The 13,892-nt window shown below is 40.6% G+C and carries 8 protein-coding genes; all 8 read right to left on the reverse strand.

The annotated features are described in order from the left end of the window. Positions 1–3: 3 nt before the first annotated feature. On the reverse strand, positions 4–2,307 hold the full coding sequence (locus tag H4075_RS15330) for a GH92 family glycosyl hydrolase (protein WP_182801712.1): 2,304 nt from the start codon (positions 2,305–2,307) through the stop codon (positions 4–6). Between the two features lie 23 nt (positions 2,308–2,330). Continuing rightward, positions 2,331–4,103, reverse strand: a complete 1,773-nt coding sequence (locus H4075_RS15335) for a hypothetical protein (protein ID WP_182801713.1) — start codon at positions 4,101–4,103, stop codon at positions 2,331–2,333. A gap of 18 nt (positions 4,104–4,121) precedes the next feature. After that, a complete protein-coding gene (locus H4075_RS15340) occupies positions 4,122–5,756 on the reverse strand; it encodes a sodium/sugar symporter (RefSeq protein WP_182801714.1) in 1,635 nt (544 codons plus the stop codon). Positions 5,757–5,792: 36 nt separating this feature from the next. Next, positions 5,793–6,998: an acyltransferase family protein gene (locus H4075_RS15345; protein ID WP_220494770.1), complete on the reverse strand. Its 1,206-nt coding sequence runs from the start codon at positions 6,996–6,998 to the stop codon at positions 5,793–5,795. A 7-nt stretch (positions 6,999–7,005) separates the two neighbouring features. After that, positions 7,006–7,998, reverse strand: coding sequence for a metallophosphoesterase (locus tag H4075_RS15350; RefSeq protein WP_220494772.1), 993 nt, complete (start codon positions 7,996–7,998; stop codon positions 7,006–7,008). A gap of 88 nt (positions 7,999–8,086) precedes the next feature. Further along, a complete protein-coding gene (locus H4075_RS15355; RefSeq protein ID WP_182801715.1) occupies positions 8,087–9,766 on the reverse strand; it encodes a RagB/SusD family nutrient uptake outer membrane protein in 1,680 nt (559 codons plus the stop codon). A gap of 19 nt (positions 9,767–9,785) precedes the next feature. Next, the gene (locus H4075_RS15360) at positions 9,786–12,827 is read right to left on the reverse strand and encodes a SusC/RagA family TonB-linked outer membrane protein (protein WP_255460203.1); all 3,042 of its coding nucleotides are present in this window, start codon (positions 12,825–12,827) and stop codon (positions 9,786–9,788) included. 74 nt (positions 12,828–12,901) lie between these two features. Further along, positions 12,902–13,777 (reverse strand): inositol oxygenase family protein, encoded by an 876-nt coding sequence (locus H4075_RS15365; protein ID WP_182801716.1) that lies wholly within the window; start codon positions 13,775–13,777, stop codon positions 12,902–12,904. Positions 13,778–13,892: the final 115 nt, after the last annotated feature.

The raw sequence follows: 13,892 nt of genomic DNA on the forward strand, positions 1-13,892 counted from the left end.
TTTTTAATTCGTTAAACCTGTTGGACGACTTGCAGCAGATGAACCCCATTGTGTTGGCTGATCAGTTAACCACAACTCCAGTTTACCACCCTGCATGATATTTGTGTAAGTGATAAAGTTTTTATTGTACGGTTTTCCATTCCATTTTACTTTATCAATATAGATCGACTGAGCATTTGCTTTATGTGTTTGCAGTGTAAATGTTTTATTCCCTTGCAAACGCATGGTTACCTTCTCAAACAAGGGAGCGCTCAACAGGTAGTTGTTCGAAACGGGATCAACGGGATAAAAACCCATCGCTGCAAATACATACCAGGCACTCATTTGTCCTGCATCATCGTTACCGCTTAATCCACCTACACCATCGCTGTATTCTTCAGTCAATATCTTTCTTACTTCCCGTTGTGTTTTCCATGGCGATGAAGTGTAGTTGTACAAAAATGGAATCTGGTGACCGGGTTCATTACCATGCCAATATTCATTTTTATTGAACAAACTATCCAATGCGTTTTCAAATTGCTTTGCGCCACCCATGAGTTTCGCTAATCCCGGAACATCCTGCGGAACATAAAAGGTATACTGCCGTGGTGTACCCTCTGTAATATAGGATTCACGTTTATCTGCATTGAAAGACTTAAACCATGTGCCATCTGCATTTTTACCACGCACCATCCCAACAGATGGATCAAATACATTTTTATAATTGAGTGAACGTAGCTGCAGTTGTTTGTAATCATCCTGCTTATTCAAGCCTTTTGCTACAATTGACAACGCATAATCATCAAATGCATATTCGAGTGTGCGACTCACCTGTTCCTTTTTGTGAAAGGCTTCCTGCACACTGTCTTCCATTGGAATAAAGCCATACTTGAGATAAGTGGTTAACGCTCTTCTTCCCATTCCATTCTTGTATTCTGCAAAATTATTTGGAGTTTCAAATGCATTTTTTCGCATGAGCTGGTATGCAGATGCAATATTGTAATTGCGGATGCCTTTGTTGTAAGCTGATGCAATAAATGCCGTTACATGATCGCCGATCATCGCTGCCGTATAACTGTTCCAGCAAGGAAAGATGGGCAACCAACCACCCTGCTCTCCTTTCAAAATCAACGACTGCACAAAATCGTTCGTCATCGTTGGATTCAAAATTTCCATCAATGGCAATTGTGCACGATAAATATCCCACATCGAAAAATCATCATAGTAGTTGCCATTCATGTTCTTCAGTTGGGCATTACCTGCAAACGAAGGATAAGTACCATCTACATCGCTGAACAATCGTGGATGCTGCATGGAATGATACATCGCAGTATAAAAGATGCGTTTGTCTTTTTCGTTCGAGGTTTGCACCTGCACTTGCCCTAATGCTTTCTCCCATTGCTGTGTTGCGGCAGTTCGTATGTCGTTAAAATTTTTTGCACCAACTTCTGTTGCAAGATTTTTCTTTGCTGCTGCCAGACTGCTGAAGGATGTACCGATACGCAACAACAACTGCTCGCCTTTCTTCAATTGAAAACCTGCAAATGCGCCGGCGTCCTTCTTTTGTAGTACACTGTCATTTGCAAAAACTGAAGCACCTGCAAATGTGCCATGCTTTGTAAAGCGCTTTTCAACTTTAATATAAAACCATCCATTGAAACCTGTTGGTTCGCCCCAACCCTGGTAAATACGATGCGCCGGATTGTATCCCCATATCTCACCTTTCGCTGCATCTACTTTTACAAATCCTTTTGCATAATCGCTATTGGGCGTTACAAGTATATACAGACTATCATCTTTCTGCATGGTGAACTGCAACAGTCCGCAACGAAGTGTGGAAGTTATTTCGGTTGTAACAGATCCGGCAGTAAGTTTATAATAGCTTGGAGAAGTAGATTCATTTTTATGCGAAAACGGAACAGCATATTCTTTTGCCGAAGTTTTTAAAGAACCAACAAGAGGCATAATCGTGAAACTGCCATAATCCTGCGTGCATGAACCACTTAACCAATGCGAACCACGAAAGCCGGTAAGCATTGAATCTTTATAAAAATAAGGTGGCACACATTTGTTTTCTGTTTGTCTTGTTTGTGCCGTCCATTGTGTCATTGCAAAAGGCAATGTAACAGCAGGAATGGTATTGGCATTTGCTTCCGTTCCGCCCGCTTCGCTGTGCTTAATGGCGCTGATAGTTGTTGCAGATGCAGAGCCAGCCAATGGTTGTACATACTTTATCAATTGCTGTGCATTTACAAACTGCTGAACAAATAAGAATGTAACAGCAAGGATACAACTTGAAGCATTTATATATAAACGATCTCTATACATTTCTTTTCGCTGAAAATGATTACTTAACTGAATGTAAGTTTATGTTTAAATGGTGTTGTACCTGTAATATATACATGCTCTCCTTTTGTACGCAAGGTTCCGAAGTGTGTACTGTAGCGCTCGCCTTCCAAATTCATTACCTGCTTATGTGTTACTGCACCGGGGCCAAATGTAATCACATCACTGCCCGAACGGTATTCGCCTGTTCCTTGTTCAAGAAAACTATTGCCATTTGCATCAGCTGCAGTTACTCCGGTTAATTGGCCGCCTTCTTTGAAACATAATTCAATGGTGACAGGTACAGCTTTCATTCCTTTAATATCAAACTCAAGTTCTACCGTTCCGTGTGTTTCTGTTAAGCGGACGATTGTTTCCAATGTTTTTACATTACTCACCGGACGGTTACTGAAATCCATTTTATTCCAGAAACGATCATCGATACTTGGTGATAATTTATAATCGCCATTTGCTTTCCGTTTCTCTTTCGGCATTGGTTGGTAGTAGGGAATTTCCAGTTTCTTCCTTAATACGTAACTGTTACCTTCTTTGCGCAAACCATCGCTATAGAAATAACCCATGCTGAAAAAGCTTGATGACAAACGCATGTACTTCAAAATGGCATCACCTTTTCTATACGAGAAAAAATCAGGTGAGTTGGAACGACCGGATGCAATGAGCAAAGGCTGATCTGTACCTCCAAACAGCGTAACCGTTGTATTCTTTTCTTTTATCCGCAACAGATGTGATGTTGGAAATAATTTTTCATAACGATCAGGTAATATTTCAGCAGTTGGTAATTGCTGCTGCAATATTTCATCTTCCAGAAAATAAAACAACGACCGTGACAGTATATCTTTTTCAAAATCCTTTGTTGATTCGATCTGTTTACAGGTGGCAGCAAACAGTTTATTTTTTTCATGAACAGCCATATAGCGGTACTGCAGGTAAAACAGTGTACTTGGCTTTGCAGCAGCTTCGTACTGATCCTGTCTTCTCGAATCGTTACGTACTAAATCTCCGTTCGATTCGATATAGTACTGATACATGAAAAGATTTTTGCGAACCGGCGCATACAACGAAGACTTATTCGCCAGTCTTGCAATAGTAATAAACGCAGCATTCTCTACACCTGAATAAATACCACTGCGTTCGGGATAGTGGCCATCTGCATCGATGAACACGCCTTCGCCTAACCAATCATTAATGCGGTTGATGTATTTCTTATTCGGAAACAAATGATTGATCTGTGCAAGCGCCGCAGAAATAACCCAACGGTGATTAGGAGTGTGAATGCCGCCTGTTACCAATCCTTCACCAGCTTTCAACAGAATCTGTTTCAACTGTTGCTGCACATCCAGTAATTCGCTGCTGTTATCTTTCCGCATAATCGTTGCAGCTGGTCCAAGTATCTCAATCAAAAAAGCAGTATCGGGTGGCGATTCCAGATTACCAACATTTACTGTTCCATCTTCTGCTTGTGCAGAGGCAAGAAATTTTACAAGAATATCCAGCTTCTCCACTACTGCAGCATTGTGATAATAGGCCGAACCTTTTGCACAATATGCAGCTGTAAGCACGGCAATATCGTAAGCGATCATGCGGCCGAAACGCAGGTTACCCTGCTTCACCGTTTCCATTAACTGCGATGCACTTTTATCATTTGCAGTAAGCAAACGGCGCATCATTTCTGTATCAATGGGTGCAGTAAAATCATTTGCTGTCGCTTTTACAAACAGTGGACTCAATGCCGCCATTGTTCCTATTTTCAAAAAATCAGTCCGGTTCATCTTTTTCATGTGTAAACCATTTATGTGTTACCAGAATACAGTGTACAATGCTGCCAGTATTCCACAAATTATAATGGAGCCAATAATAAAGCCTGTTGACACCTTGAACATACTTTTATCAACTTCAATGGTATGCGTATCTCCCGGTTTGTTTGGTTTCAGTAAACTCATGCTCACCATCATTGCAACGATTACAATAAAGGTAATGGTCATGCGATCAAGAAACGGATAATCAGGGAAACCGCCATTTGTCCATACCGGTAAAAACTTTAATACCGTTGAAACAGGAATCGTTAACACTGCACCCGCCAAAGCCGCTGCTGCGGTTGTACGTTTCCAGAACATACCCAACAAGAAAATCGCCAATACACCAGGAGAAAAGAAGCCCACATATTCCTGGATGAATTGATACGCCTGATCAAGTGATTTTAATGCGGGGGTAACAATAGCAGCAATCACCATCGAAATAATAACTGCCCAACGACCTGTAAGTACCAGCTTTCGTTCCGATGCATCTTTATTGAAATACTTTTTATAAATATCAAGTGAAAAAATAGTGGAGATGCTGTTTGCTTTTCCTGCAAGCGAAGCAACAATAGCTGCTGTTAATGCAGCAAAGGCCACACCTTTCAATCCCGCAGGTAGTAAATTCATTAAGGTTGGGTATGCATGATCGGGCTTAATCACACCAGTTGCAGCATCGGCCATCTCCTGTTGAAACATGCCGTTCTGATGCAACACATACATGGTAATACCGGGCAACACTGCAATAACAGGGATCAACAATTTTAAAAAAGCAGCAAACAAAATTCCGTTGCGTGCAGTTTTTAAATCAGCACCCAATGCCCGTTGAACGATGTACTGATTGCAACCCCAATAAGCGAGGTTATTAATGAGCATTCCGCCAATCAATACCGACAAGCCCGGCAACTCTTTGTAATGCGGACTCGACTTATCAAAGATCATATGAAAATGTTCCGGCGCTTCTTTGCGCAACACACCCAATGCTTCAAGAATATTTCCATCAAAGCCAAACTTATCTGCAAGCAACGACAATGCTAAATAGGTTGTCACTAATCCACCGATCAGTAACACCAACACCTGTATCACATCGGTATAGCCGATCACTTTCATGCCGCCCAATGTAACAATGATGGAGAACACACTTAGGCCAACAATGCTCCATTCGAAACTGATGGGTGAAATAGAAGAGATCGCTAATGCTCCGAGATAAATAATGGACGTAAGATTTACAAACACATACACCAGTAACCAGAACACCGCCATGATGGTGCTCACCTGATCGTTATACCTTTTTGCCAAAAACTGCGGCATGGTATAAATCTTATTCTTGAGATAAAGCGGAATAAGAAAAACAGCAACAATAATGAGTGTTGCAGCAGCCATCCATTCGTAGGTAGAGATAGCAAGCCCTAATGCAAAACCCGAGCCACTCATACCAATAAAATGTTCTGCAGAAATATTGGATGCGATGAGTGATGCCCCAATGGCCCACCATGTTAATGAACCTTCAGCCAGAAAGAAATCTTTTGAGCTGGAAGTTTTCGATTTCTTCTTATGAAAAATATAATAACCGTATGCCGATATCGCAATGAAGTAGATAAAGAAAACAATGTAATCGGCAATTTGTAATGTATGCATAAGCTAGTTCGTTAACGCTTTCGTTTTGAAAGATTGTTATAGTTTTAAAAACCACTTCCGTTTATACAGGAGATATAATCCTGCAAACTGTATAAGAGCAACACCGATCCATAAAAAAGCTTCCCGCCATTTGGCATCCACCAGCTGAACCGTACCGCCAAATAAAAATTCAGAAGTTGACATAAAGTTTACCACGCCATGTGCAGCCATGTAAATCAAGATTGAATTGCAACCCAGCCACACAAAAGGCATGCTCCATTTTTTGAAACCCAACACATCAATTATATAATAAAAGATTGCAAGTAGCAATAAACTCCATCCACCGGTATAAAGCACAAAAGAACTCGTCCACATGTTTTTGTTAATGGGAAATACAAAACCCCAAAGCCAACCGACAAGTAGAAGTATTACTCCGCCAATCAATATGTACACTGTTTTCGTTTGTGCAGTCTCTTTTTTCGAACGTAAAAATTCTCCGGTAAAAATGCCCAGTAATGCTGTTGCAATTGCAGGAATGGTAGAAAGTAATCCTTCCGGATCATACGTGGCACGATGCATTTTACCGGGCAATAATAACTGATCGATCCATGCAGCAACATTTCCTTCTGTTGTCAATACGCCAGCGCCAAAACCGGGAACCGGAACAGCCATCATCACCAACCAATAGCCTAGCAAGATGAGTAGAAACCAGGCTATTCTCCACCTGAAAGAACTGTTGAGATAAATCAACGCTGCAAAAAAACAACTGAGTGCAATTCTCCCCAACACACTTGCAAAACGTGTTTCCTCATAACTCTTCCATTGAAGCAAACCATTTACGATCATACCAAGCAACAATAAAAGGATTGTTCTTTTAAGGAGTGAACGGTAGATCTTCTTTTTTGCATCAGCACCGCTACTTAACTGTTTACTGTAAGAGAACGGCATGCTTACACCAGCAATAAAAATGAACAGCGGAAAAATCAAATCGTAAAACGTAAAACCATTCCATACTGTATGATGTAGTTGATTGCTTGCATGTACAGCCAGCTTTTCAAAGAAACCAAGTTCATCTGTTAGCTGCATCTGCCAGCTTACGGCGTCCTGCTGCAATCCATGTGTTTGCTTTACCGCATTAGCAAAGCCATGAATAATTCCTTCACCACTTACGATCCAGAACATATCAAAACCACGCAACGCATCAAGCGACAACAATCTGTTGCTTGCGGTAGCTGGTTGGTTATGTGTTACGGCCTGGTTCAAACAGAAATTATTTTTTTATCGTGTAGTTGTAAATAATTTTTCCGGCATCATTCACCGCTTGCATTAACAACTCATTGCCGGTAACTGAAAATACAAAGAAGCCATATTCAGAAGCAGACAACAAACTGTTTTCAATTAAACGTGCAGGTGTTTTTTCTGATGCTGCACCTGAAATGATATGGTGCATATTACCGGCCGATTGCATGTGCTGCAAACTATGTTCATGCCCGGCAAGATAAACATCTACTTTATATTGATCGAACATCGGCTTCAATGAATTACGGATGGCTTTTGTATCGTACCCTTCAGTACGGCTGCCACCTGTATACATGGGATGATGTCCTATTACGATCTTCCATTTAATGTTGGGTGATTTGTTGCTGAGGAGTTTCTCCATCCAACGTTTTTGCTTTGTGGTATCCTGCCCTTTTACATGCGGACCATACTCTGCATTTTGATAAAACTCAGGGATCAACGGATTCGTATCGATAAATACAAGCAATACCTGTTGTGTAGTATCACCATTGATTGAAAATGTTTTGCTGTAATACCGTGCAGGCAATTTCCATCGTCTGCTGATGGAAGAATATTTTACCTGCGCATCAGGGTTGCTTTTGTAATCATGATTGCCGAGTACCGGGTACCAATCCCATTGTAAACGGAAATCAGTATAAATATCTTCAAAGGAATATTTCCACAAAGGATCCCACTCACTGATAACACCGCTCGGATAAAAGTTATCGCCTGTTGCAATGGTAAACTGAGAACCAATTTCGTTGGCAGTAATGCCCATTTGCTTTGCAACCTGCAGTTGATGATCGGCACCGTTACGACCCCAATCGCCCATAGCAATAAAGTGCAATGCCTTTTCTTTTTTGATCAGCTTTGCATCTATGGCAGGTAAAGCAGATGAATCTTTTACCAATACCTGTGCCTGCAGAACATGACAGCACAAAACAAAGACAAAAAATAAAATTGATTTTCGAAGTGGCGATTGCATGTTATAAATATAAGTGATAGAAAAATCCCGGGGCTTGACAACCCCGGGGTGATTAACTATTGATTATAAACCTAACTGCTGAGAAGCATTAATTTGGATAACCCGGGTTTTGCGTAAGCTTTGGATTTGTGTTCATTGCCGCAGTTGGAATCGGGAAAATACGGCGATACGTATCGGTATTGGTTTTGAAACCATAAATGGTTTCATACTTACCAAAGCGTATCATATCATTTCTGCGCCAGCACTCCCATGTAAATTCACGTGCACGTTCTGCATATAAATCATCTAGTGTTACTGCAGTCCATGCAGGCGAAGTGCTGCGGTTGCTGCGTACCATATTTACAAGTGAAAGAGCAGTGTGACCGCTTGTTGCTGTACCACCACGTAAAATTGCTTCTGCCTTCATTAACAGAATGTCTGAATAACGGAAGATCGGTGCATCGTTACTTTGGTTACGGCTTGATGAATTTGCATCGGGATAGAACTTAATATTACGGATACCCATGTTCCATGCAATTTCATCATTACCCATATCCAAGGAAGCCGCATTCAAACGAGTAGAAAATACAGAATCGATGTACAAGTGATAAGTCATAGCAGTTGCGCCATCGGAACCGGTATAGAACTGGTCGTATCCTTTTTTGGTAGTACTTACCATAATCGGGCTTCCATCAGGCCAGTATTGAAGACCTACCAACCATTGATTGTTTCTGACATCATTGGCATCAGATGTAAAATAAGCATTATAAAACTTAGACAAAGTTGCACGTGGACCACTTGGTCTTGCATTCACCAAACCATTACCGGAGGTTTGATTCATAATGATCTGATTGAATGAATAACTGCCAGGTGTACTACCTGAATAACGATATTTAATACCGAGGTTACGATTTAAATCGTAACGGCCGTGGAATAAGTAGCCATTGCTTGTTGACGGATCGTAAGGAATAGCGAAAATGAATTCCTTAAAGGACGGTCCGTTTGTAGGAGAAAACTGATTGAGGTATGTACTTCTGCCTTCTACTGCAAAGTTACCTGAAGCTATAATTGCATCGCAGGCAGCAATTGCTTCATTATACTTAGGTGAACCTGCATACACTTCTGCGTTTAAGTAGAGTTTTGCCAGCAAAGCATTCGCCATCCATTTCGTTACTTTCCCGTAAGTGCTGCTACCTGTAGTTGTTTTTAAATAAGGAAGTGCAGCTTTTAATTCAGATTCAACAAAAGTGAATACCTGTGCACGTGTAGCTTTCGCCTGCACACCAGGGCTTGGATAAATCGTATCTAAAGGCACATTACCAAACATATCAAGCAGTTCCCAATAAGCAAAGGCTCTTAATGTTTTCAATTCTGCAATAGCGGTATTTTTCGAATCTCCGTCCGGTGCATTTTTGAAAATAAACATGGTTTGATTACAAAGACCTGCAATTGAATTGGCATCATTCCAAACTGTAGTAATCCATCCATGATCTTTGTTCCAATCGTGGCGGTGCAGTTGAATATATCCTTGCCCATCGAGCCAGTTGCCACCATATACAGGCAGAATAGCTTCATCAGAACTGAGTTGCTGTGCAAACCAATAACCGAGTGAATAATGTCCACGTAAACTGGTATAAATGGTGCCCATTACCGACTGAAATTCGGCATCGGTTTTAGGGAATACATCTTCTGTGTAAAGTGAATTGGGTTTCACCTCAATTTTATGGCAGGAGCTTAAAGCTAAGCCGGCTGCTATCACTATTAGAAATTGTTTAAAATACTTCTTCATAAAAATGTTTTTTTAATCGTTAAAAACCAACTGATACACCTAAGAGAATAGTGCGGGTTTTAGGATAGAAACTGTTATAATCTACACCTAATGATGCACCGCCCTGGTTAATTTCAGGATCAATCCCCTTATACTTTGTTACTACAAACAGGTTGTTTACTGTAGCATAAAACCGGAGATTACTGATGTATTCATTTTTGATATTGAAACGATAACCTAAAGTTGCATTATCGAAACGCAGGTAAGAACCATCTTCTACATAGCGTGATGAAAAAAGATTATTACGTGTGTCAGTTCTTTTATCATCTGTTGCGTAAGGAGTGATATTTGTTTGTCCTGCTGTAACAACGTAAGAAAGATCGGCACGTGTTGCATTAAATATCTTGTTGCCAAGCACACCTCTTATAAAGAAATTGAGGTCGAAATTTTTGTAACGGAGTGTGTTGTTCCATCCAAACATCAGTTTGGCATGCGGACTGCCAAGTGAAAAGTAATCTGTTACATTAGATGGATTTGTTGTTGTTGTTTTATCCTTCTTATAAAACAATGAATTACCTGAAGCATCTTTACCTGCGTACTGGAATGAATAAAACTGACCTAAAGGGCCACCTACTGCCAAAATCTGCAAACGACTTCCTGAAGTACCAGGACCATCAATTTGTGTGTAATAAGTAGAGTCGGCATTTACACCATATTGTTCAGGTCCTTTTAAATCTAATATTACATTTTTATTGCTGGCAAGGTTAAAGCCGGTATTCCAGCTAAAATTCTTTTGACTTACCGCATTTACATTTACACTAAACTCAATACCACGGTTCCTGATCTTACCAACATTCAACCATAAGAAACCACTTGGGTCAATTGATTGTGCTACGGCATAAGGGAACACCATGTTAGTTGTGGTTTTTTCATATAAATCAATCGAACCATTGATCTTTCCTCTCAGGAATCCATAGTCCAAACCAATGTTTTTGGTAGCTGTAACTTCCCACTGTAAATCAGGATTAGAACCTTGTGAAGATCTGAACGATGCTGCAAACACGCCGTTGTTATAATAAGTACCTGATTTGCTGTAAAGGCGTTGTGCATTGTAAGCACCCAGTCCAAAAGCATTTCCTGTTTCACCATAACTCACTCTCAACTTCAAATCATTGATAAAAGAAACATTCTTCAGGAAATCTTCTTCTGAAAGTCGCCATGCAACACTTGCTGCAGGGAAATAACCCCATTCTTTGTTTTTACCAAATACAGAACTGCCATCTCTTCTAACGGAAGCCTGCACAAGAATTTTTTCGTTGAAATCGTAGTTCAAACGGAAGAAGTCGGAGATGAAATTTGTTTCTTCATAAACAGCTCCGCCATAATCTACCGCAAAACCATTTACTGTTTGGTAGTTACCAAGACCCAGATTAGTGTAACCTGTATAATCGTTTACGAAATTGGTCTGGCTTGTTTGCAACCCATCGTTGTTGGTATTTTTTTGCCAGCTGTAACCTAATACCGCTTTGATGTTATGTGCACCAAATTTTTTAGCCCATGTTAAATAAGATTCCAGTGTTTTTGAACTGCTTTGGTAATAACCTCTGTAAGCAAGGCCATTGGAATAAAAGTTACGCAGGCTTCGGCCACCGCCCGGATCGCCATTGGTATAAAAACTTCCGGTACTGTAGTTTCGTGAATAATAACTATTATAATATTCACCATGCAACCAGGTACCACGCTGGTAAGCAAGGTTTGAATTGAATGTTAAGTTAAAAGGAAGTTTAGCTTCAACTGTAAAGTTTCCTTGTAAAGAACCATACTTGGTATCGTCAATCGCATTTTTAATAATTGAAACAGGATTGAAATACTGTGTATTATTCGGGTTTTCAAAAAAAGTACCGTCTGCATTGTATATCGGTGACATCGGGTTGAATTTTACGGCTTGCTGAAACACCATGTTCTGTAATGGAACATTTGACGCTTTACTGTTGCTGCTCATCATGTTCAAACCCAACGTTAAATGATCGTTTAATGCGTGGTGCTCTGCACTGATTCTTCCGATAACCCTTTCTAAACTGCTTTGCAGCATGATACCATCTTTTTTTAGATAGTTCAAACTTGCGCTGTAACTACTTTTATCTGTACCACCGCTAAAAGAAAGATTATGATTATGTGATAAAGCTGATTCTTTTTGTACAGCCTTCATCCAATTTGTATTTGCACCTTTATCGTCGTTAGTACTGGGTGTAAAATTATTTTTTTGCGCATACGCTCTTAACTGGGCAGCATCCAACAGATCCAAACTGCTGCTTACCGTTTCAAAACCTACATAACCGTTATAGGCAGTCTGCAGTTTACCTTTTTTCCCTTTCTTGGTGGTAACCATAATAACACCATTAGAAGCCCGGTTACCATAGATAGCCGTGGCAGAGGCATCTTTTAAAATGTCCATTGAAGCAATATCATCGGGTGCAACCGCATTAATGTCGGCTCCGGGAATTCCGTCAATTACATAGAACGGACCTTGCGGACTGTTTACCGTTGATGCACCACGAAGAATAACCGCAGCCGGACGGTTAGGGTCACCACTGGCTGTAATATTCAAGCCGGGCACCTTACCTTGTAACAGCTGGCCCACATCGCCAATAGCACCCCGGTTGAGATCTTCCGGTTTGATGGATGTGATAGCGCTGGAGAGAGTTCTTTTTGAACTACGACCATAACCTACCACCACCACATCTGTTAAAGCAACTGAAGAAGATGATAATACAATGTTGTACGTTGAAGCAGATGTAATTCTTACTTCCTGTGTTGCAAAAGAAACCGCACTGATCTCCAGTACATCGTTTGCTTTAGCAGCAATTGTGAATGTACCGTTAGCTCCTGTTGTTGTAGAAACATTTTTACCTTTTACAGATACAGTGGCAGATGCTACAGGTTCACCTTTATCATCTTTTACTGTTCCGCTTACCTGTGTTTGTTGTGCACTTACATTTGTGGTAACAAGTGCAAGAAAAAGAACCATTATGCCAGGCAATGCATAACGGTAAAGCAATCGTTGTTTAAAAATTTGCATCATAGCAGTTTGTTTTAGGAGTTATAGTTTGAAACTGTAAAAGGATATTGGACTGCATATATCTATCAAGTGGTTGTTTAAAATTTAAGTGTTGAAGGCAGATACTTTGCAACCAGTTCTTCATAATATGGCCGCAGCTTTTTCCAATCCGGTGGCTCAGGACTTTTTGAATAGAGATCGTAAGGGTTAAAGAGCTGTACCCACTTCAACATATTGCGGTCATGATCATCCAGTAAATGATCATATGCGCCTTCCCGGTGCCATGCATAAAATGAATGATAACGGAGCATGTATAATCCTTCTTCCGGAATATGACCTTTCAGCATATGATATACATATTCATCATGCCCCCAGCTCATATCTACTTTACGTAATCCGCAGTTAGGTTCATATACACCATGCTTTGTTTGATATACCGGATCATTAAAATCGGGGTTGGCTGAGAAATATTCCGGGTACACTACTTTATCAGAGTATGCACATCCTACAGGGAATGTATCGCCTACTACGGCCCATTGCGGTTCACCAAAAAGACAAAGCACTTTACCCATGTCGTGCATTAATCCAACAAGCACCATCCAGTCAGGATGACCATCACGACGGATGGCCTCTGATGTTTGCAGCAAGTGTTGTAGCTGATCAAGGTCTGTATCAGGATCAGAATCATCAACCAATTGATTCAGGAAATCAAACGCATCCCAAACCGTCATTTCTTTTTTATTGAACTGAAGGAACTCTTTACGTTTCTCCTGCACAAAAGCATAGGTTTGATACGTATGATTTAAGCGATAAAATTCCTTTACGGTATCTCTTGCCGGCTCTTCATAGTTCCGGTATTCCTCCGTTGACTTTGCGGTAGCAATAGCTTCGGGATCGGGATAACGCCTGAGCAGATCATCTTCCCATTCATCAAGGTTATTGAGCGGCACTGCCTCAAAGTTGTTTTTACTCATAAAGCTTATTTAAAAGTGATTAATGTTGGTATGTGGTGAAAGACAAGATGTAATTGAGATGGTCTGATCGCCGGGAAAATAAGTGGCGATAGAGAATACAGGAAAGAGCAGAAGT

Origin of the sequence: Lacibacter sediminis (assembly GCF_014168535.1) — a bacterium.
GTDB classification, from domain to species: Bacteria; Bacteroidota; Bacteroidia; order Chitinophagales; family Chitinophagaceae; genus Lacibacter; species Lacibacter sediminis.

What these genes read in the sequence shown, in the direction of transcription:
- H4075_RS15335 (WP_182801713.1), bottom strand. Translation starts at nt 4,103, where the DNA reads ATGAAAAAGATGAACCGGACTGATTTTTTGAAAATAGGAACAATGGCG.
- H4075_RS15350 (WP_220494772.1), bottom strand. Translation starts at nt 7,998, where the DNA reads ATGCAATCGCCACTTCGAAAATCAATTTTATTTTTTGTCTTTGTTTTG.
- H4075_RS15330 (WP_182801712.1), bottom strand. Translation starts at nt 2,307, where the DNA reads ATGTATAGAGATCGTTTATATATAAATGCTTCAAGTTGTATCCTTGCT.
- H4075_RS15365 (WP_182801716.1), bottom strand. Translation starts at nt 13,777, where the DNA reads ATGAGTAAAAACAACTTTGAGGCAGTGCCGCTCAATAACCTTGATGAA.
- H4075_RS15360 (WP_255460203.1), bottom strand. Translation starts at nt 12,827, where the DNA reads ATGATGCAAATTTTTAAACAACGATTGCTTTACCGTTATGCATTGCCT.
- H4075_RS15355 (WP_182801715.1), bottom strand. Translation starts at nt 9,766, where the DNA reads ATGAAGAAGTATTTTAAACAATTTCTAATAGTGATAGCAGCCGGCTTA.
- H4075_RS15340 (WP_182801714.1), bottom strand. Translation starts at nt 5,756, where the DNA reads ATGCATACATTACAAATTGCCGATTACATTGTTTTCTTTATCTACTTC.